This window comes from Microbulbifer mixtoriginis (SeqCode) (genome assembly GCF_052466715.1).
In genome coordinates, this window is record NZ_CP174288.1 from 1,390,950 (window position 1) to 1,409,465 (window position 18,516).

Annotated in this window: 20 protein-coding genes; 11 read left to right on the forward strand and 9 right to left on the reverse strand. The window is 49.4% G+C overall.

All coding sequences use genetic code 11. The features are described 5' to 3' along the window. Window position 1: 1 nt before the first annotated feature. Window positions 2-790: a TatD family hydrolase gene (locus ACJJH9_RS06365; RefSeq protein WP_444924667.1), complete on the forward strand. Its 789-nt coding sequence runs from the start codon at window positions 2-4 to the stop codon at window positions 788-790. Next, complete coding sequence (locus ACJJH9_RS06370; protein WP_444924668.1) at window positions 787-2,451, forward strand: aminotransferase class V-fold PLP-dependent enzyme; 1,665 nt, start codon at window positions 787-789, stop codon at window positions 2,449-2,451. Before ACJJH9_RS06365 ends, ACJJH9_RS06370 begins: the two co-directional genes overlap by 4 nt. A gap of 5 nt (window positions 2,452-2,456) precedes the next feature. On the opposite strand, the gene ACJJH9_RS06375 is transcribed toward ACJJH9_RS06370, so the two are convergent. Beyond that, window positions 2,457-3,653 (reverse strand): acyltransferase family protein, encoded by a 1,197-nt coding sequence (locus ACJJH9_RS06375; RefSeq protein WP_444924669.1) that lies wholly within the window; start codon window positions 3,651-3,653, stop codon window positions 2,457-2,459. 164 nt (window positions 3,654-3,817) lie between these two features. On the opposite strand from ACJJH9_RS06375, the gene ACJJH9_RS06380 reads away from it, so the two are divergent. Then, window positions 3,818-4,669 carry a LytR/AlgR family response regulator transcription factor gene (locus ACJJH9_RS06380; RefSeq protein WP_444924670.1) on the forward strand — a complete coding sequence of 284 codons (852 nt, stop codon included), beginning with the start codon at window positions 3,818-3,820 and terminating at the stop codon, window positions 4,667-4,669. Here the strand turns inward: ACJJH9_RS06380 and tcdA are convergent. The 4 genes from tcdA to ACJJH9_RS06400 form a co-directional block, all read right to left on the reverse strand. Further along, on the reverse strand, window positions 4,666-5,472 hold the full coding sequence (tcdA, locus tag ACJJH9_RS06385) for a tRNA cyclic N6-threonylcarbamoyladenosine(37) synthase TcdA (RefSeq protein WP_444924671.1): 807 nt from the start codon (window positions 5,470-5,472) through the stop codon (window positions 4,666-4,668). The two genes, ACJJH9_RS06380 and tcdA, sit on opposite strands and share 4 nt — an antisense overlap. Continuing rightward, the gene (locus tag ACJJH9_RS06390; protein ID WP_444924672.1) at window positions 5,459-5,914 is read right to left on the reverse strand and encodes a thiol-disulfide oxidoreductase DCC family protein; all 456 of its coding nucleotides are present in this window, start codon (window positions 5,912-5,914) and stop codon (window positions 5,459-5,461) included. The genes tcdA and ACJJH9_RS06390 overlap by 14 nt, the downstream gene beginning before the upstream one ends. Window positions 5,915-5,949: 35 nt before the next feature. After that, the gene (locus ACJJH9_RS06395) at window positions 5,950-6,414 is read right to left on the reverse strand and encodes an FKBP-type peptidyl-prolyl cis-trans isomerase (protein WP_252085360.1); all 465 of its coding nucleotides are present in this window, start codon (window positions 6,412-6,414) and stop codon (window positions 5,950-5,952) included. Between the two features lie 130 nt (window positions 6,415-6,544). Continuing rightward, a complete protein-coding gene (locus ACJJH9_RS06400) occupies window positions 6,545-6,904 on the reverse strand; it encodes a globin family protein (RefSeq protein ID WP_252085361.1) in 360 nt (119 codons plus the stop codon). A 334-nt stretch (window positions 6,905-7,238) separates the two neighbouring features. On the opposite strand from ACJJH9_RS06400, the gene ACJJH9_RS06405 reads away from it, so the two are divergent. The 4 genes from ACJJH9_RS06405 (at window position 7,239) to ACJJH9_RS06420 (ending at window position 11,311) form a co-directional block, all read left to right on the forward strand. Next, window positions 7,239-7,667, forward strand: a complete 429-nt coding sequence (locus ACJJH9_RS06405) for an HIT family protein (protein ID WP_444924673.1) — start codon at window positions 7,239-7,241, stop codon at window positions 7,665-7,667. A 133-nt stretch (window positions 7,668-7,800) separates the two neighbouring features. Then, window positions 7,801-8,610: a GIN domain-containing protein gene (locus ACJJH9_RS06410; protein ID WP_444924674.1), complete on the forward strand. Its 810-nt coding sequence runs from the start codon at window positions 7,801-7,803 to the stop codon at window positions 8,608-8,610. Window positions 8,611-8,714: 104 nt separating this feature from the next. Beyond that, on the forward strand, window positions 8,715-10,184 hold the full coding sequence (locus ACJJH9_RS06415; protein WP_444924675.1) for a YcjX family protein: 1,470 nt from the start codon (window positions 8,715-8,717) through the stop codon (window positions 10,182-10,184). Next, window positions 10,184-11,311 carry a TIGR01620 family protein gene (locus ACJJH9_RS06420; RefSeq protein WP_444924676.1) on the forward strand — a complete coding sequence of 376 codons (1,128 nt, stop codon included), beginning with the start codon at window positions 10,184-10,186 and terminating at the stop codon, window positions 11,309-11,311. The genes ACJJH9_RS06415 and ACJJH9_RS06420 overlap by 1 nt, the downstream gene beginning before the upstream one ends. Before the next feature lie 66 nt (window positions 11,312-11,377). Here ACJJH9_RS06420 and ACJJH9_RS06425 read toward each other — a convergent pair whose 3' ends face one another. Continuing rightward, window positions 11,378-11,890, reverse strand: a complete 513-nt coding sequence (locus tag ACJJH9_RS06425) for a hypothetical protein (RefSeq protein ID WP_252085366.1) — start codon at window positions 11,888-11,890, stop codon at window positions 11,378-11,380. A gap of 229 nt (window positions 11,891-12,119) precedes the next feature. On the opposite strand from ACJJH9_RS06425, the gene gorA reads away from it, so the two are divergent. After that, window positions 12,120-13,475: a glutathione-disulfide reductase gene (gorA, locus tag ACJJH9_RS06430; RefSeq protein WP_444924677.1), complete on the forward strand. Its 1,356-nt coding sequence runs from the start codon at window positions 12,120-12,122 to the stop codon at window positions 13,473-13,475. 166 nt (window positions 13,476-13,641) lie between these two features. Here the strand turns inward: gorA and ACJJH9_RS06435 are convergent, their stop codons facing one another. Next, window positions 13,642-13,995: an HPF/RaiA family ribosome-associated protein gene (locus ACJJH9_RS06435; protein WP_252085368.1), complete on the reverse strand. Its 354-nt coding sequence runs from the start codon at window positions 13,993-13,995 to the stop codon at window positions 13,642-13,644. Between the two features lie 541 nt (window positions 13,996-14,536). On the opposite strand from ACJJH9_RS06435, the gene ACJJH9_RS06440 reads away from it, so the two are divergent. Continuing rightward, window positions 14,537-15,478, forward strand: a complete 942-nt coding sequence (locus ACJJH9_RS06440; protein WP_444924678.1) for a hypothetical protein — start codon at window positions 14,537-14,539, stop codon at window positions 15,476-15,478. A 64-nt stretch (window positions 15,479-15,542) separates the two neighbouring features. Here the strand turns inward: ACJJH9_RS06440 and thpR are convergent, their stop codons facing one another. Further along, window positions 15,543-16,133 (reverse strand): RNA 2',3'-cyclic phosphodiesterase, encoded by a 591-nt coding sequence (thpR, locus tag ACJJH9_RS06445; RefSeq protein WP_444924679.1) that lies wholly within the window; start codon window positions 16,131-16,133, stop codon window positions 15,543-15,545. A gap of 146 nt (window positions 16,134-16,279) precedes the next feature. On the opposite strand from thpR, the gene ACJJH9_RS06450 reads away from it, so the two are divergent. Continuing rightward, on the forward strand, window positions 16,280-16,771 hold the full coding sequence (locus tag ACJJH9_RS06450) for an Hsp20 family protein (RefSeq protein WP_444924680.1): 492 nt from the start codon (window positions 16,280-16,282) through the stop codon (window positions 16,769-16,771). Window positions 16,772-16,892: 121 nt separating this feature from the next. Next, window positions 16,893-17,426: a class I SAM-dependent methyltransferase gene (locus ACJJH9_RS06455; RefSeq protein ID WP_444924681.1), complete on the forward strand. Its 534-nt coding sequence runs from the start codon at window positions 16,893-16,895 to the stop codon at window positions 17,424-17,426. On the opposite strand, the gene ACJJH9_RS06460 is transcribed toward ACJJH9_RS06455, so the two are convergent. Next, window positions 17,406-18,392 carry a GlxA family transcriptional regulator gene (locus ACJJH9_RS06460; protein ID WP_444890731.1) on the reverse strand — a complete coding sequence of 329 codons (987 nt, stop codon included), beginning with the start codon at window positions 18,390-18,392 and terminating at the stop codon, window positions 17,406-17,408. The two genes, ACJJH9_RS06455 and ACJJH9_RS06460, sit on opposite strands and share 21 nt — an antisense overlap. Between the last annotated feature and the right edge of the window lie 124 nt (window positions 18,393-18,516).

Below are 18,516 nucleotides of genomic sequence, written 5' to 3' on the forward strand. Positions count from 1 at the left end.
AGTGAAATTGATCGACAGCCATTGTCATTTTGATTTTCAAATTTTCGAGAACGATCGGGCTCAGGTCTGGCAGCGCTGTGTCGCCAAGGGGATCAGTCAACTGATTATCCCCGGTGTTTGTAAATCCCAGTGGCAAAAGCTTGCGCTATTGGTTGACGGTCAGCCCCATTGGCATGCGGCTGCTGGAGTCCATCCTTGGTGGGTGTCAAAAAACTGCCAGGAAGATGAAGAGTGTATCAAAGAGGTGCAACTGAACAGTGCACTAGCCGAGCATTTGCAGCAGTATCGCTGTATTGCTGTCGGAGAGTGTGGCCTGGATGCCGCTATAGCAACTCCGTTGGAAAAACAAATTACTGTATTTAAAACACAGCTGGAAGTTGCCAGTGACTTACAGCTACCACTGATTTTACATGTGCATCGGGCGCACAACGAAGTACTTAAGCTATTGAAGCAATACCCTCTACCAAGGGGAGGAGTGGTACATGCATTTAGTGGTAGTGAGCAGATGGCTATGGACTACTGGAAAATGGGCTTTTATTTGGGCGTTGGTGGCACTATCACTTACAGTCGCGCGGCCAAAACCCGCAAGACCGTTACACGTATGCCGTTAGAGAGCTTGATACTGGAATCCGACGCACCCGATATGCCACTGTCAGGGCGGCAGGGGCAGCGAAATAGCCCTGAAAATCTGCCATTAATAGCCGCCGAATTAGCGGCGCTGCGCGGTATTTCTTTACAAGAAATTGCCAGCGCAACACGAAAAAATACTGAGATATTATTTGCCCTATGAGTTTTTCTGCAGAGCAATTCAAGAAGCAGTTTCCACTTTTTGCCCAGGAGGAAAATGCAGGATTAGTCTACCTGGATAATGCAGCTACCACGCAAAAACCGCTATCCGTTATTAATGCGATGCGGGATTACTATATTCACAGTAGTGCCAACACTCATAGATCTAGTCATCGATTAGCGCGCAGGTCTACTGAAATGGTCGAGCAGGTGCGCTATGAAACCAAGCAGTTTGTGAATGCCGCTAGTACCAAAGAAATCATTTTTTGTCGCGGTGCAACTGAGGCCCTGAATCTGCTCGCCCATTGTCTTTGTAGTGAATTACAGCCTGGCGATGAGATAGTTATTTCCACCGCTGAACATCACGCGAATATCGTACCCTGGCAGATGATGGCCAAGCGCCATAATCTGATTCTGCGCTATGTGCCCCACTCTGCAGGAATTCCCCAGTTTGATCGACTGGGAGAGGTGTTGAACGATCGTACACGAGTGGTTTCTCTGACCGGTGGTTCCAACTCAATAGGTTTGCGTCCAGATCTCTCATTAATTCGAAAATTGTTACGACCTTGGCAACTTAAGTGGATCGTGGATGGCGCCCAGTTGGCCGCTCATGAAGAAATTGATGTACAAAAAATTGGTTGTGATTTCTTTGTTTGTTCCGCACATAAGTTTTACGGCCCCAGTGGGATCGGTTTTCTCTACGGGCGCGAAACCCTTTTGGAGTCAATGCCCCCTTGGCACGGTGGGGGTGAGATGATCGCGGAAGTGGAATTCCAGCAGAGCCACTACGCCGAATTACCTCATAAATTTGAGGCGGGCACATCACCACTGGCTGCAATAGCCGGGCTGGGGGCGTCACTGGATTTCCTCTCCCAACAGGATCGTACCGCTATGGCCGAACATGAACAAAGACTGACACACTGGCTGCACCTGGAACTAAATGCATCCCCAAACTTTCGTTTGATCAGTCAAGCTAGTCACAACCTCGGAATAATTTCATTTGTGCCGGTCGAAGGCAGTGCTACGGATTTAATGCACTGGCTGGATGAGCGGGATATTGCCGTGCGGGTGGGGCATCACTGTGCGCAAATACTGGGGCGAACCAGTGGCAATCAGGTTACGGTGCGCGCCTCTATAGCGGCTTATAACACTGACGATGATATTAGGGCATTTCTGCAGGCGTTAGAGGACTATTGCGAGGTCCAACAGCTGGTCACATCTGGGGTAGAGGTTCACTCCAAAAGCTGGGTAAGAGATGATTTTTCCCTGTTGCAACTTGAGTGTCTGGCCTCTCATCAAAATTGGCAGGGGCGTTATCGTGAGCTATTGCAGTGGAGTAAAGTGGTTACCCGTAAGCCCGAGATCCGCAATCCGGAGAATCTCGTTCGTGGCTGTGAATCTGAGGCCTGGTTAGTACACAGGGAAATAGATGGACGTCACTTCTTTGGACTTGACAGCGATAGCCGGGTTGTGAAGGGGCTCGGGGCACTGTTGCTTTCTCAGATAGATGGTTGCACTTCGGACGAGGTCCAAGCATTGGATCTGCCCCAACTATTTAATGAATTGGGGCTGAGTAAGCACTTGAGTCAGTCTCGCAGTAATGGGTTCTATGCTTTGATGCGCCGCGCATTACATCAGATAGAGAGCGGCGCAGATCGGTCTTGATAGGGTTATGCACCTTGGTTGGCAGGGCTGAGGCTTGGGACTCTACAGGGCGTTTTAGCTTTCAGGCCGAACAGTAATCGCAGCAAGGGCACCCGCCGAATGATAAATTCATGAATAGCGAGACACCCTATCACCGTTATTAAAAAGACCAGTAGGGGCTCGATAACCGGCCCCATGGAAAACTCTTTCAACTTAAAGAGCGCCGCAACAGTAATTGTCTGGTGCAGGATGTACCAGGGGTAAACTGCCTCTGTGGCATAGGGCAACCATGTAAACGGGCGGTTGAGGCAATAGTGTCCCCAAGCTAATACTGTAAGTAGCCAGAACCAACGATTGGCATAAATCACTATCAGTTGAATTAAAGACTGCCCAGGAATTATATCCTCTTCCAATACCCGATCGAACAGTAGGAATAGGCAAAAACAAAGCGGAGCCGCAATCAGCAGGAAGAAGCGCAGGCGCACTAGCAGTTTCCATGGAGCCTCATTGCTGACAAGCAGGTAGCCGAATAGAAAGAAAGTGAAAAATTGTGCATGGGTATACCAATCACCAACAACGGCGTAGTTAATTCCACCAAAAAGCGGGAAGAGATAGAGGCCGTATAAAGTGAGGGGTAGCAGCGGCATGAATAGAAGCTGCCAGGCTCTAAAGCGAGATAGCCAGTTTCCTAGTCCTGGCCCGTAGGTATGCAGAAAATAAGATACTGGAATAATGGCTAGCGTGTAGCAGAGCAGGTAGGGTAAATACCAGAGGTGATTCCAGGTGAAGCCAACATGGCTACCTGTAAAGCTCTCGGCCGGCCAGGGTTGAAACGTAAAGTATTGCCAGAGGAAGCTTAGGTAACCTGGCTCTATGACGCCGTTGGAGAGCGCCTCATAGTAAGCTTGTGGTGGCACTATAACCAGTATGCCGAAGAGAAGTGGGATAAGTAGCTGTCGCAATCGCCTCAGCAGAAACCGAGCGCTCCCAAGCTTAGCCAGCAGAAAGTATGTTGCGGCCCCAGAGATCAGGAACAGCAATGGCATTCGCCACTGGTTAACTGCCAGCATCAGGATCTGCAAAGGTTCACTCTGGTAAGTGCTCTTTACATGCCAGCCCCATTCAGCCACATAGGCCATCCCCAGGTGATACAAAATGAGTAGGGCAAAAGCGAGCACGCGCAGGGCATCAATGTCATGGCGGCGATGATTTTTTTTTTGCATGGCGTCCTTCATTTGGATTTGAAACAAGTTTCGCTATGTTCCTTGGGAAAATACCCTGTCTGCTATGCAAAGGACGTGAGATGCATTGCTAAAGGTGTGAATGGTGGTTTTCAGGGATGAGTTGAAGCTATGCTACCGGCTAAAATGCATGGGGATTGGAATAAATGACGGTACAAATGTACCTGGCGCGCAGGCGGCAATTTGAAATAGGGCTCTGCATTCTGTTCTTATTCGTACTATGGCTGGTGCAATTTACAGTAGTGTACCTGGAGCATCACGGAGCGGAGTCCAGATTCAAGCCTTGGGAGTTTTTGGTTTGGGAGGGCACCAGTATTCTGGTTGTGGGGCTGTTGTTCCCATTGATTCTGATCTGGGATCGTCGCTTTCCCCTAAGTAAGGAAACACTTGCTCGACATTTATTTATACATCTACTGCTGACCCTGCCTTGGTCGCTTTTACATGTTGTTGCTATGGTGGCACTGCGTACGGCGATCTACTACCTTGAAGGTGGCTCCTACAATTTTGGACACTGGGGAATTGAATTTTTCTATGAGTACCTGAAAGATTTTCGTACTTATGGCTTTCTACTAGGGGCTGTTTATTTATATCGTTTTCTCCTACGCCGCATACAAGGTGAGTCACTAGAACCCCCGGATGAAGGGCGACCTAAAGACTCTATTGAGCGCCCGGAGCGCCTTTTAATAAAGAAGCTGGGTAAAGAATTTCTGGTGAATGTAAGAGATATCGAGTGGGTGGAAGCCGCTGGGAATTATGTAAATTTACATTTGGGAGAAAGAATTTATCCCCTTCGCGATACCATGGCAAAATTACTGGAACGTTTAGACCCAGATGACTTTGTGCGAGTGCACCGCTCTTATATTGTGCGTTTGGACTCCATTGCCGAGATAGTCCCCCTTGAAAGTGGGGATGCGCGTATTTGCTTAAAAGGTGGCCAACAAATCCCTGTAAGTCGTCGCTACAGGGATCTGCTCAGGACTCAGTTGAGGTCGGCTTAGCTTGTGCTTTTTGCCTGTAGAAGCCTTTCTATAGCTCGGGAAGCTGCCACAAAGCCAAAAGTGCCGGTAACCATGGTGGCTGCACCAAAGCCACCACTGCAATCTAACTTAACCCCATTCTGCATGGCGCTTTTCTGCTGGCAAACGTCACCATCGGGTTTCGGGTAAACCATCGACTCGCGGGAGAAAATGGCGTCCACACCGAACTGCCGTTTGCTGCTCTTTTGGAAATTGTGAAAACGGTAGAGATGCTGACGCACCTTGGCCAGCATAGGGTCGTTGATGGTGCGACCGAGATCCGTACACTCAATGGCCTGTGGAGAGCGCTTACCACCGGCGGAGCCAACGGTGATCAGGCGCAATTTTCGCGCTTTGCAGTAGGCAACCAGCGAAGCTTTAACTCGCGCATTATCGATGGCGTCAATAACAATATCCAGACAATCTCTATCGGGGTCGATCAGCTCGGCCAGATTGTCTGTGGCGATAAAGTCATCGATAGCGGTGACCTGAATCTCCGGGTTGATCTGCCTGAGTCGGTCGGCCATGACCTCGATCTTCATGTGTCCAACCGTTGAGGAGAGGGCGTGGCACTGGCGATTAGTGTTGGTGATACATATATCGTCGAGATCAATTAGTGTCAGGGCGCCTACACCACTTCGGGCAAGTGCCTCAGCGATCCAGGTACCCACACCGCCGATGCCGATAACTAATATATGGGCCCGATTCAATATCTCCAGGGCATGGTTACCATACAGGCGGGCGATGCCGCCAAAGCGTTGTAGGTATTGTTCAGACAGACTCATTGGGGCTCTTTTCCGATACTTCTTCCAGAAAGCGGTGCTTGTCTACCGCCGAGGGCAGTAAACAACTGCTGCGCCGGCCAAACCAGCGGTAGCGATTGCGCGCTACCAAATCGTAGAGCCAATCCCGCACTGAGCGCGGAATGTAGCGCAAAACCACAAGATAACGCCAGTAGCCATCAAGGTTGGCTGAGATACGAAGGGCCGCCTCACTCTTATGGTATTGCTGGAAGCAATCTCCCTGTCGCTCTAATAGAATCACGGTCTCATAGGTTTTCAGGGGTAGCCCAAGCTTCCTCAAGTAGTGCTGGCCAGCCTGGGACTGTACTCGGCAGAGCGTGAAACGACAATGAGGGTCGTACTTTATGAGCAGGTGGCTCCAGCCGTTACAAAGGTTACACTGGCTGTCGAAGAGGACGATTTTTTCAGGAAGAGAGGGGGGCATGGGGGAAAATAGCGGCCCGGAGGCCGCCAATATCTTTAGTGGACGTGGCCGTGATCGATTTCTTCCGCGGTTGCGTCGCGCACTGAGATAACTTCGATCTCAAAGTGCAGCTCCACTCCGGCCAGAGGGTGGTTGCCGTTAATAGTAACTTCATCGCCATCAATATCGATAATTTCGACTTCAATGGGGTGGCCATCGGTGCTCTGGGCGTGGAAAGCCATGCCGACTTCGAGCTCTTCTACACCGGAAAAGGCGCTGCGGGGCATAGTTTGGATCAGCTCTGGGTTTTGCACGCCGTAACCTTCCTCAGGAGAGATCACCGCAGTGAACTTGTCCCCTGGTGCTTTTTCCAGCATTTCCCGCTCAAGGCCAGGAATAATATTGCCCACGCCCTGTAAGTACTTAAGCGGCTCCCCATTTGCGGAGGAGTCGATGACCGTTCCGTCAGCATCTTTCAGGGTGTAGTTGATTTCCACAACTGTGTGGTTGGCAATCTTCATGGATAGTCTCTGATTGAAGAGTGAGTGAATTAGCGCTTACCGCTGCGCTGGAAAACGGGAGGTAAAGGCTGTGAGGATGCAATTGTATTGAGAGGTTACATACGCCGCAACTTGTGCGGCGCAAGTGGGGTTAACAAGCGATGGAAAGGTCTTGCTCACAGCCACCGTAAAGACTACTCGCTGTTTGTATAAGACTTGTACTAAGCTGCCATGGAAACCCGAGCTCTTCCAAGCGCGCTTCCAGATATTCGAGCAGGGCGTCAAACAGAGCTGGATTCAGGCCGCGAGCCAGGAAACTGGCACGACTACTGCGATCAGGCTCGGGCTGTTCAGAAAAGGCGTGGTTTAGGAATTGTGCTTGGCGGCTTTGTTGTTTGCGATGATCACAGGTTTCGTAACTGGAAAGGTGGCGGCCTATGGTTTCGTAAAATTCATTGACTGTATGACAGACAAATTTAGCACCACCGACCTGTTCTAACAGGCTGTTCATATCTCTCCCCCCGGTGAGCAGTTGGTACTGAAATATAAAATTCCGCAGAGCCCAAAATATTGTGATAGAAAAAATGCACAGGATGCACTGGCTCATTAACGGTACAACATTAATTGCTCAGCAGCGTAAGTCATATTCTCTCGGACTGCCAACGTGCTTTAAGAAAATTGTCATTTTGTTCGACAGGTATTAGTCCAGTTTGCCTTTATCTACGCCAAATAAAAAATTGCTTTTAAGATAGTGTTTTTTATCCCTTTATTCTGAGTTTTTTAGCGTAGATGTTAGACTGCACGCTTGAACTAAATAAAAAATTTGCAACTGATTGGATTAAATTATGGCAAGCATTTTTACTCAAATTTTGAATGGGGACTTACCGGGCCACTTTATCTGGAGGGATGAAAAAGCGATTGCAATCATGACCATTTCCCCCATTAAGCCGGGGCATTGCCTGGTAATCCCGGTTGAAGAAATTAATCACTGGGATGATGTGCCAGCCGAGCTTGCGGCACACTTAATGTTGGTTGCACAAAAAGTCGCCAAGGGACTAAAGGCAGTGTATTCACCCAAGCGTGTAGGTGTGATGATTGCAGGGCTGGAGGTACCGCACACCCATATACACCTGATTCCTGTCGATGAATTGACAGATTTTGATTTTTCCCTGCAAAAGAGTGCAACATCTGATCAGTTGGCTATTGAGGCTGAGAAAATTCGTAGCGCACTCGTTCAGCAGGGCTGTTCGGAGGCAGAGTGTGTCAGAGGTTAATTTCTGAACGCAATTTAGAGACTGTTTGGTCACCCACTTTGTGCCTTCATAAATTTTCTGGAGGCACTGCATCCAATTCGTATACTCGGGTAGTCAAGTAATACGTAACAGTGATAATTACGAGAATTTTGCAATGGCAACCATGAAAAAAGCTTTTTTAGCCCCGCTGTTTGCTCTGCTGGCCCTTTTTGTCCTCAGTAGCGCCCAGGCTGAGGGAGATAAAAAAGAAACTAAAAGTTTCGATGTCAATGGCTTTACCCGGGTATCTCTACGGGGCAGTTCTCACGTTGAAGTGATTCAGGGGGATCATTTTGCCGTGAGTGCCAGTGGTCCGGCTGAAGTTATGCCCCATGTCAAAGCGGAGGTGAAGGGCAACACTCTGGAGCTGTATGTGGATGACAACACTCAACACTGGTTCGGTGTGATTACCATTACCCGTGATAGGGACCAGAAGGTGCACTTCACGGTCACCATGCCAAAGGTTGAGGCATTAGAGGTAGCTGGTTCCGGGCAGGCCGTGGCAGAAACCTTAGAAAGTGAAACCATTGACCTTGGAGTCACGGGTTCTGGTACTGTGCGTGTTGCCAAGGCTGCGGCAGAAAATCTCAGTGCTTACGTGACAGGCTCTGGGGACCTGATTCTCGATAAGGCACTATCGGTCAACAGCGAGATTGCCATCAGCGGTTCCGGCGATATTTTCCTCGGAGGCATCACAGGAGAGAAGCTCTCAGCGGAAATCAGGGGCTCCGGTGATATGCGAGTCGGTGGCCGTGTAGCAGATGTCAATATTCGTATCATGGGATCTGGTGACTTTGTCGGCCGCAGCCTGCGCGCAGATAATGCCAGTGGCGCGGTCATGGGATCAGGGGATATCGTTCTTAAACGCCCGCAAAGTGATTCTTTTTCCGTTATGGGGTCTGGTGATGTTGCACTGGTAGACTAACTGCTCTATTGATCTGCAGAGTAGGCACTGCCACAGCGCAGTGCCCTCCTCATTAGGGCCAAACCTTCTTCGGCCCAGTTTTCTATTTTGGAAGTGAACTCCCCATGGAATCGCAAGCGACAGGGTCCGGGCAAGTGAGCCTGGAGTACCCTTCAGATCAAGTAGACAAACGCAGTAAGCGCCTCAAGGAAAAGTTGCGTCACTGGGGACGGGGTGCGCAGGAAAAATCTCATTGGTTGGCAGAGCGCCTCATGGACCGCCGTGTCTGTGTTGGAGTGACAGGTTTGAGTGGGGCTGGTAAATCGACTCTGCTTACCAGCCTTATCTACCAGTTGAGTCACCCGCAGAAAGCACAACTACCGGGCTTTGCCCCAGCGTTAAATGGAGACCTTTTGGGGGCGGAGTTAAAGCCTGCTCTCGATTCTGGCCTACCAGTCTTTGACTATGAAGGCTGCTTGAGTGCTTTGATGTCGCATCCACCGAGATGGCCACAAAGTACCCGAGATGTATCGGCAATGGAATTGCACATTTACTTGCGACGGCATCGTCGTTTTGGGGGGGGCGATCATAAAACCTTGATCCTGGAGCTGCGGGACTACCCAGGTGAGTGGTTGATGGACTTGCCGATGCTGAGAATGGATTTTCGCGACTGGTGTCGCCATCAAGCCCATATTATTGCGAGCGATACGCGCGCGGGATTGGCCCCGGGGCTGCTGACACGCTTGGCAGCGCTCTCCCCCGAGGCTGAGGCAAAGGAGTCAGAGCTGCGGTCATTGTGGCGGGAATATCGTCAATTTCTATTGGACTGCCGCGAAAAGCGAAAACTCAGCTATCTGCAGCCGGGACGAGCATTGTTGGATGACGAGGATTATCAGCTATTACCTCTGCTGGATCTCAGAGGCTTTAGTGCCGATCAATTGAAACAGTTGCCTGATGGTAGTAATTATCAGGTTCTGCGTCGCCTTTATGAGGCTTATGTGGAGGGGAAGGTGGCCCCTTTTCTCGAGAGCCATTTTAAACACCTCGATCGGCAGCTGGTCCTGGTGGATATGATCGGCACCTTGTTTGCGGGTGAGCAGGCCTTGGAGGATATGCGTCTGGCTTTTACTCATATTGCCGATACTTTCCGCTATGGAGAGTCTGGGTTCCTGAGTAAGTTATGGCGTCCTAAGGTGAATCGCTTGCTCTTTGCCGCGACTAAGGTTGATCAGGTGCTTGCGGCTGATCACGATGCCTTGCGTCAGCTGCTTGGCCAGCAACTGCAGCAAACTTTTAGCGGAGCGCGCCACCGTGGCTTGCCGATCTTTAGTGAAGCCATTGCTGCTGTGCGTTGTTCCCGCGAGGATCAGCGTAATGGGCGGCGTATGCTGGTTGGACATGACCTGGATGGTCGCTATCTGGGTTTTGAGAATGCTGAGATTTTCTCACGCCTGCCCAGTGAAGAGAGTGGCTGGGGTCATTATACCGGGGCTGCTCCACCCCAGTTGCGCCCCCCGCAAGGTATGGACTCAGGTTCCATTCCTCATATCCGCGTCGATGCGCTTTTGAATTTGTTGCTTGGAGATAAAGTTTGATGGGTGATGAGAATAAACAGGCTCCTCGCCGGGTAACGCGGATAGAGTCCCTGCAGGAACCAGAAAGTGAAGCCCCTCACCGGGATACTACGCGTGTAGAAACCCTGCAAGAGGAAGGGGAGGACATTCCGAGATCTATTACCACGGGAGAATCACTACCCGATAGGATTGCTTTTTCTGAGTTGCGCCTGCCTGTTTTTCGCCTGAAATGGTTAAAGCCGGCACTGCTTTCAAGCGTAGCATTAATAGTGGCTGTACTCGCTTGGGAATTACGCCAGATGTATACCTGGGCGGCAGATAAGCACTGGAGCCTTGGTATTCTCGCAGGAGTGGTGATAGCGAGCCTTGCAGCGGCAATAGTCAGTTCCCTGTGGGAATTTTTCCGTGCTGGTCGGCCGCTGCGCAAGCTGCAAAAAACACAGGCAATGGCGGCTGACATGCGAGAGTGTCGTAGCCATGAAGAAGCGGAAGCTCTCCGTCGACAGTTGCAGCTGCATTTTTCTGGAAAGCCTCAGGGTGTACTGCTCAACCGGGTACTGGATGAGGCGCCGGATTATTATGACAGTAGTGAGTTACTGCAGCACTTGGAAGTGACTTTTCTCGATGCACTCGACCAGGAGGCACAACGCCGCGTAGTTCGTCACGCGACAGTAACTGGGGCATTGGTAGGTCTCAGTCCTTTTGCCAGTATTGACATCCTCGTTGCCCTGCGTCAATCGTTACGAATGATTGATGATGTTGCACAAATTTATGGCATTCAACCTTCGCTTGTAGTGCGTTGGCGCCTTTTCAAGAAAGTACTTGCGCTGGTGGCTTATAGCGGTGCCAGTGAATATGCGATCAGCGAGATATGGCCAGATTTGGTCGGCGACAGTGTTGTTAGTACAGTTTCTACCCGTTTGGGGCAAGGTGTGGGCGCAAGTTTCTTTGTGGCGCGTATTGGACTTTCTGCGATGCAGAGCTGCAGACCCATCCCTTTTACTGAAAAACAGCGCCCGCGCCTGGGCGCATTGGTTAAACGCATTGGAATCGGGTTGAAAGAGCGGATGCCGGATGTTTTTTCTATGGTCGGGTTTGGCAGTCGGGCTGGCAGCTCCCCCGCGACGAAGTTCACCAGAAAAAGCTGATTTCGTCGCTGCGACAAGGCCCGCAAGATACTACGGGCCGAATGTTTTCAGGATGTAGTGACGGCCCTACTGGAACTGCTTTTTCATCAGCAGGCGTGTGTGGTGGCGATCCACCAATTCTGCCAGGGTGGCAAAGCGTCGTTTAATAAAGGGGGCGGGGTTGTTATTTCCAGCATCGTCCCGATATTCAACGCCTGAGCGGACATGTTGTAGTTCTCGAGTTAACTCGTTTATCGCCGAAAAAATATTTTGAGTATCGTCCTGGCTATGAAAAACGTAAGCGTTATTGGTATCCACCAAGTAGGCGTTACATTCATTTAGCCACTCAAGCCGCTGTTCAAGAAATCGAATTGTATTACGGATACCGCCTTTATATTCTGGGTTGAAGTGCTCGTTTACATATTTGTCTAGGCTGCGCATGCCTGCCCCGACAAACTGCTCTACCACACTGCTGCAGTATTCTTTTGTGAGATAACTAGGATGGGTATTGGCATTGCTAAGGGAGCTTGAAATCAGCAAAGACAAAAGCCCCAAGGTTCGGAGGATGGCTAAAGAAGGAGAGTTCATTGTCTTGCCCATGGGTTACTCTTTCTAGTGGCTGTTATTCTATCCGCCAAACCTGCTCAGTTGTTCTAACACTTTGTTTAGCGAAGTATTTTTTGTGATAGTTGTCACATGAATATAGAAGCGACAAATAGGTGTCAACGGTTATTAAGTGCGGAGTGACAGCTCTGGCGTGAAAGGTGTGTTGTGGGGAAGTATCCCCTGCGTTGTAAGTTAGGTAATAAATTAAAGACAGAGGTTTGCTTTGGCTGAATATGAATTTGATCTATTTGTGATTGGGGCGGGCTCTGGAGGTGTACGAGCTTCGCGTATGGCTGCCGCCCAGGGAATGAAGGTGGCGGTGGCTGAAGATCGCTACATGGGGGGGACCTGCGTAAACGTCGGGTGCGTTCCCAAAAAATTATTCGTCTATGCCAGTGGATTTAATGAGGACTTCACCGATGCTAGAGCCTATGGCTGGAACAGTTTGCCGGCTGAATTTCACTGGCCAACATTGCGTGAAAATAATGCACGTGAAGTGTCCCGCCTCAACGATATTTATCGAAACCTATTGGCAAGCTCAGATGTGACGGTCATTGACGGCCGTGCCAAAGTTACTGGCGCCAATAAGGTGATGGTGAATGGTCGCGAATACACGGCACAGAGAATTCTGGTAGCAACAGGAGGTTGGCCTTTTGTCCCAGATATTCCTGGGAAAGAATTCATCCTGACCTCCAACGAGGTATTTTCTATGGAAACCTTCCCCAATAGGGTACTGGTTGTTGGTGGGGGTTATATTGCCGTTGAGTTTGCTGGGATATTTGCTGGTTTAGGCGCTGAGACACACCTCTCTTACCGGCGTGATTTATTCCTACGTGGCTTTGATCGCGATATTCGCCATTTTGTCCGTGATGAGATGGTAAAAAAGAATATTGATTTGAAGTTTAACCATCAAGTGAGTGCCATTGAAAAGTTGCAAGATGGTAGTTTTTTAGTACATGTCGAGGACGGCTCCAGTTTAAATGTGGACATGGTCCTCTATGCAACAGGCAGAGTTGCCAATACTGAAGGACTCGGTTTGCAGGAGCAAGGGGTCGTGCTGCATCGCGATGGCACAATCTCAGTGGATGACAATTTCCGCACGAATGTCCATTCTATCTATGCCCTTGGGGATGTTACCGGCGAGCCACAGTTGACGCCTGTGGCCCTTGCGGAGGCGATGGCCCTAGTAAAGCACTGGCGTACTGGAACAACTGCGGAGATTGATTATAACAATATCCCCACCGCAGTATTTTGTCAGCCCAATATTGGAACTGTAGGGTTGTCAGAAGAAGAGGCCAGGGACTCCGGAGTTAGAGTTACCATTTACAAGTCAGAATTCAGACCAATGCGTCATACAGTAAGTGGGAATACCGAGCGCACCCTAATGAAGTTAGTGGTCGATACCGATACTGATAAGGTGATTGGTGTTCATATGGTTGGTGATGATGCTGGTGAGATTATCCAGGGCTTGGCTGTTGCTTTGAAAGCGGGGGCGACCAAGAAAGTCTTTGATGAAACCATCGGAATTCACCCAACGGCAGCAGAAGAGTTCGTCACTATGCGTACACCAGTGCAGTAAGGTGTTTATCTGGTAGTGGATATAATTTGTGGTGACTATGCTCGAGGTGCCTCTTGAGTATTTAGCTCTAAAATTGAGGGCTGCTAAAGAAAAATCTTAAAATCCCCCCGCTTTTAAAGCGGGATTTAATGCAAAAACGGCGCTGGTGCGCCGTTTTTGCTCTCTTCTAGGATTCTTCCTCGACTTCATAAAGCGCCTGATGGCGCTGCGCTTTTTTGCGCTCGCTACGCTCTTTTAGGCAGCGTTCTGCGGAGGCAAATGTGTCATTCACCGCTCGGTGGATAGACTCATTTTCATTACTGATGGTCACGGGATTGCCACTAATGGCAAGTTCAAGGGAGGCTTTGTATTGCTTGCCTTTGCTTTTGTGTTGGTGGGGAGCTTCCAGAACTACACGACTATGTATGATGTCGCCACAATAACGTTCCAGTTTGTGTAATTTCTTAGATACCGTATTTGACAGGGCAGCAGATTTGTCGATATCGCGGAACACAATGTTATCGTTAGGCGCTGATTTCATGGATAAATACCTCCGGTTATAGGAAACCATGCAGGCCGCTTGTGCGGTTTGCTATTCAAAGAAGGTAGGGCGCCCTAATGGGAGGGGTCGAGTCCGCAGTTGAATCGCCGAGTCGCCGGTAGCGCAACGAATAATTGCTGTCTGAGCAGCTCTGGGTGTTTTACGTCCGGGTCGGGTTTCCGCTGTGTTCAGCGATCGTCTCCCTGTTACCCATAATGCTTCCGCTAAAAAAAAAATCAAGCGCTATCGCTTGAAAATGTCACATAAAATTCGGCGAAGCGTCATTAAGACGACTTTAGCACTTAGGTTTAAGGGGATTATTCATCAAATGGGGGCAAAGGGTGGACGAGAGGTCATTGCTCGCGAGCTCAGGCCTGCGTAAAATTGACAATGCTGCGACAGAGTAGATGAAGTTTTGAACAAAATTTAACCTCTGCGCTTTTATCTTACGAGTGTCGAAAAATCGAGAAACAGGTTCTGGACAATGGCGGTAAAGCGGTATTGCTCGCTCTTCTTGGCGGGCTTAGTAGTTTTTAGCGGAATGACAGCGCAGGCGCAGTCAAACCTCACTGTGGAAAAAAACCGACTGGCGCGCCTGGAGCAGTCCCTGGAAAACAGGCAGGTTGAGCTGGAAGATATTGAGAATGAACTGCTCTCTTATGAGTATAAGCTCGAGCGTGCGCAGGAATCTCTCAACGAGCTTCGCAAGGAATATGAGGCGAGCCGTGTCGAGCTCGAGGAGGCACGTAGGCTCCATGAATCCAATGGCACCTCAGATTCTGAGCGTCGCCTGACCAAAGCCAAGCACGGCTTTGCAATGGCCGAGCGAGGGGTGGATAGCCGCAGCCGACGCTTAGAGTTTATCAAGGTGAACCACCAAGAGCTTTTGGCTAGGCTCGACGAAGAGAAAAAAGGCATTGCCGAGACCAAGGCCAAGGTTTCTGCCCAGCAGGATAAGATTAGCCAGGTGGTGGATTCTATGCTGGCCAAGGCAGAGGCTTCTGAGAGGCGTGCCGCTTTGGCAAGAAGTGCTAAAGCTGAAGCAGCAAAGCAAAAGCCTCCTAAGCTGAAGGCAGCGGCAATTGAGAAACCCCAGAAACGACAGGTGCAACCTGAGCCGGTTCCGACTGTTGAGAGAGATATTGATCCCGAGTTGCTTGCCTATGTCGAGCGGGAACAGAAGCGTTTGAGTGAATTACTATCCGACAAAGATGGGGAAAACAAACAGACTTTCCGCAGTTTGCTTCTTAAGCCTTCCCGTGGGGATAAGCAACCTTTTGAATTCCTGGGAAATAATCAATATCGCTTGGTAGCGACAGTTGAGGCGGGTAGGCAGACGTACAAAATCAATACCTGGAAGTTCCGTCGCACTATACCCGCAGAAGATGAAGGCAAACGCTATGTTTTTGTTTTTGATGCTCGGCGCCTTTCACGTCCCCGCCTAGTGATGTATCCAGAATATGTCTTAGGCGCTCTCAAATAGGAAGTCTCAGCCTCTCAGGAGGATGCAAAAAGCCCGCTCAGAGCGGGCTTTTTTATTCTACGCTTTAGTCATTTAGTAAGGGTACTTTGAGTAAGGAGTGGTAGTGGCTTTTTCCTGCCAGGGGAACACTCTCATAAAGAATGACATTTTCGACTAACACGGATGAGTTTAGGTTGCGCGGTGCAATATGCCGAAATCCCTCTTTATTGCGACTGCGCGCTAAGGTGATATGGGGTCGATATTCCTGACTTTCTGGTTCCATTCCAAGCTCGCCAATAAATTGCCGGCATTCCTCATGGAGTTCAGTTAAATTAGGATTTAGGGCTAATTCTACAGCAAGAATTTTGGAGTGCTGTTTTGGGAAAGGGGTTAAAGAACAAACCCTACTTTGAAAACTTCCTTTGCAGTGGGCAAGCTCAATAAGTCCCTGCTTAAGCTGGGGGATTTTTTCTTTCGGAGTGCTCCCAAGAAAAGCCAAGGTCAGGTGCCAGTTATTAGGGGTTGTCCAGCGTATATGGTTGGTAGTTGTGTCTTTTAGCTGCTTTTGGCACTGAGTGGTTATCTCGTCTAGGAATGCTTGTGATACCACATCAGGTTTAATACCAATAAATAACCTGCTAGTGGATTGATCTGACAAATTTTCTTCTCTTTGCATTTTTTCCCTTTGGGACCTTGAAATAAAACTTGTGGCCCATACCTATTGAGTACGGCTGGTAGCTTTGAGTGTGAAAGTGCCCGTTAGCAATGCTCGTGCTTATTGGCGAGCAAAATTGAATATTGCTCTGAATTGAGGATATAACTATGCGTAATTTTGATTTTTCCCCTCTGTATCGATCTGCAATTGGTTTTGATCGTATGGCCAGTCTGCTGGATGCAATGAGCTCCAGTGAGCAAAAACAACCCTCATACCCTCCCTATGATATAGAACTTACTGGTGAAGATAGCTATAGAATTACTATGGCTGTGGCTGGGTTTGAGCAATCTGAACTCGATATTCAGGTTGAGCAAAATCGCTTAAGTGTGAGCGGTAAAAAACCAGAAGATATTGCACAAAGAAACTTTCTCCATCGAGGAATTGCTGCGAGAAATTTTGAGCGACGCTTCCAGCTAGCAGATCACGTCAAAGTGACTGATGCGAAGCTCGCCAACGGCCTGCTTCATATAGAGCTGGTTAGAGAAATACCTGAAGCGATGAAGCCTCGAAAAATCCAGATCAGTGAAGGCGCTTTACTGAATCATGAGCAGGCTGAAAAAGTCACGGCGAAAAAAAAGCCTGACACGGTAGCTGCATAAATTGACACTTTCTTGCCCCTTGTGCCGTCATCGCGCGGCACATCTCTACTATCGAGACAAATTTCGCAGTTATTACCAATGTAATAACTGCGAATTGGTGTTTGTGCCCGCAGAATATCATTTGACTCCAGTTGAAGAGCATGCCTATTACAATCTGCATGAAAACTCTATGGAGGATGAAGGGTATCGCCGTTTCCTAAGCCGTTGCGCCAAGCCCTTATTGAAGGAGCTTTCTGTTACTAGTGTGGGGTTGGATTTTGGCTGTGGACCAGCGCCATTATTGGCGCGAATATTAGAGGAGCAAGGCCATAAAGTTGAGTTGTTCGACCGTTATTACTTCCCTGAGCGTCGGGTTCAGGAAAAAAGCTACGACTTCATAGTGGCGACAGAAGTGGTGGAGCACTTGAGCGCGCCTGGCGATGAGTTGTCGGCTTTGTGGGCACGATTACGTGTTGGCGGTGTGCTGGCACTGATGACCAAGCTGGTTATTTCTCGAGAACGCTTTGCCAGCTGGCATTATATTCGCGACCCAACACATATTTCCTTCTTTTGTGTTGAAACCTTTCAATGGCTGTCGCGAAAATTAGGTGCGGAACTACACTTTGCAGATAGTGATGTTATCTTCCTGAAGAAATCAGGTATTGACCCGGAATAGCTTGGCTCTGACGGTGGCCCGATATTCGCTTGGTGTAGTGGCAAGGAATTTTTTGAACAGTGCAGTGAAGTGCCCCATATCCTGGTAGCCAACTTTTTCGGCAATTTCATTCACGGATAGATTACTGGATTGCAGCAGTTCCCGAGCCATATCTACGCGAACATTTTGCAAATATTGCAGCGGTGTCTGTCCTGTAGCTAATTTAAAGCGGCGGTTGAAGGAGCGCACGCTCATGTCGAACATTTGCGCTACCTCACTGAGGCGTACCTCGGTATTACAGTGCTCTTTTAGCCATGCCTGGGCCTGTACAATATCCTCGTCTGGATGTAGATGCACCGAACCTTCTGAGTAAGCAATTTCCTCAAATGGTCGGCGAATTTCATGGGAGAAGTTACGCTCCACATGACTGGCTACAGCGGCTCCATAGAGCTGGCGAATCATATGAACCGTGACATCTGCCAAGGCATTTACGCTGGCGGCACAAAAAAGTTTGTCAGCCTGAGTGATAAAATACTGGCGCTTCAATTTAACATTTGGGTAGTCCGCGCTGAACTGGTCGAAATAGTGCCAGTGTGTAGTGGCGGGTTTGCCATCAAGGAGGCCTGCCTCGGCTAGAAAGCAAACTCCAGTACCCACGGCGTTGATCGCAGCTCCACCTTCGGCCTGGCTCCGTAGCCATCTTAAAAGCTTTCCACTGCGCTTCAGGGCTGGGCGGGGATTGCGCCAAAGCGCAGGAATGTAGATCAAGTCGCTGTCTGGTGCCTCTTCCAAAGACACGTCAGGTTGAAAGGTAAAGCCGCAGCGGGTTTTTACCGCTTGTCCATCTATGCTGGCTGTTACTAGGCGCAAGGGCTCTGCCAGCCTTTCCACTCGGGCGCGGCTTTCGGCACCGCGCAGCATTTCTAAGGGCAGAACTGTGCCGGTGGCCAGCATTTGATCAATCAGAAGAAAGGTAACCGTTCGCATTACATACTCAGGCGGGGTTGCGCCATTGGCCAAAACACTCAATTTTGCTGGCCAGTATGCCCATAACTGGACGGAATCGCCAGCCCCTACACTCCCAAATATCAAATTTGTAGTGTTTAGCTTG

Excerpts from the sequence above, each read along its gene's own strand:
- ACJJH9_RS06415 (WP_444924675.1), top strand. The coding sequence starts at position 8,715 with ATGGAATCGCAAGCGACAGGGTCCGGGCAAGTGAGCCTGGAGTACCCT.
- ACJJH9_RS06420 (WP_444924676.1), top strand. The coding sequence starts at position 10,184 with ATGGGTGATGAGAATAAACAGGCTCCTCGCCGGGTAACGCGGATAGAG.
- ACJJH9_RS06375 (WP_444924669.1), bottom strand. The coding sequence starts at position 3,653 with ATGCAAAAAAAAAATCATCGCCGCCATGACATTGATGCCCTGCGCGTG.
- ACJJH9_RS06460 (WP_444890731.1), bottom strand. The coding sequence starts at position 18,392 with ATGCGAACGGTTACCTTTCTTCTGATTGATCAAATGCTGGCCACCGGC.
- ACJJH9_RS06395 (WP_252085360.1), bottom strand. The coding sequence starts at position 6,414 with ATGAAGATTGCCAACCACACAGTTGTGGAAATCAACTACACCCTGAAA.
- ACJJH9_RS06410 (WP_444924674.1), top strand. The coding sequence starts at position 7,801 with ATGGCAACCATGAAAAAAGCTTTTTTAGCCCCGCTGTTTGCTCTGCTG.
- ACJJH9_RS06405 (WP_444924673.1), top strand. The coding sequence starts at position 7,239 with ATGGCAAGCATTTTTACTCAAATTTTGAATGGGGACTTACCGGGCCAC.
- ACJJH9_RS06400 (WP_252085361.1), bottom strand. The coding sequence starts at position 6,904 with ATGAACAGCCTGTTAGAACAGGTCGGTGGTGCTAAATTTGTCTGTCAT.
- ACJJH9_RS06380 (WP_444924670.1), top strand. The coding sequence starts at position 3,818 with ATGACGGTACAAATGTACCTGGCGCGCAGGCGGCAATTTGAAATAGGG.
- thpR (WP_444924679.1), bottom strand. The coding sequence starts at position 16,133 with ATGCAAAGAGAAGAAAATTTGTCAGATCAATCCACTAGCAGGTTATTT.
- ACJJH9_RS06440 (WP_444924678.1), top strand. The coding sequence starts at position 14,537 with ATGACAGCGCAGGCGCAGTCAAACCTCACTGTGGAAAAAAACCGACTG.
- ACJJH9_RS06450 (WP_444924680.1), top strand. The coding sequence starts at position 16,280 with ATGCGTAATTTTGATTTTTCCCCTCTGTATCGATCTGCAATTGGTTTT.
- ACJJH9_RS06370 (WP_444924668.1), top strand. The coding sequence starts at position 787 with ATGAGTTTTTCTGCAGAGCAATTCAAGAAGCAGTTTCCACTTTTTGCC.
- ACJJH9_RS06390 (WP_444924672.1), bottom strand. The coding sequence starts at position 5,914 with ATGCCCCCCTCTCTTCCTGAAAAAATCGTCCTCTTCGACAGCCAGTGT.
- ACJJH9_RS06435 (WP_252085368.1), bottom strand. The coding sequence starts at position 13,995 with ATGAAATCAGCGCCTAACGATAACATTGTGTTCCGCGATATCGACAAA.
- tcdA (WP_444924671.1), bottom strand. The coding sequence starts at position 5,472 with ATGAGTCTGTCTGAACAATACCTACAACGCTTTGGCGGCATCGCCCGC.
- ACJJH9_RS06425 (WP_252085366.1), bottom strand. The coding sequence starts at position 11,890 with ATGGGCAAGACAATGAACTCTCCTTCTTTAGCCATCCTCCGAACCTTG.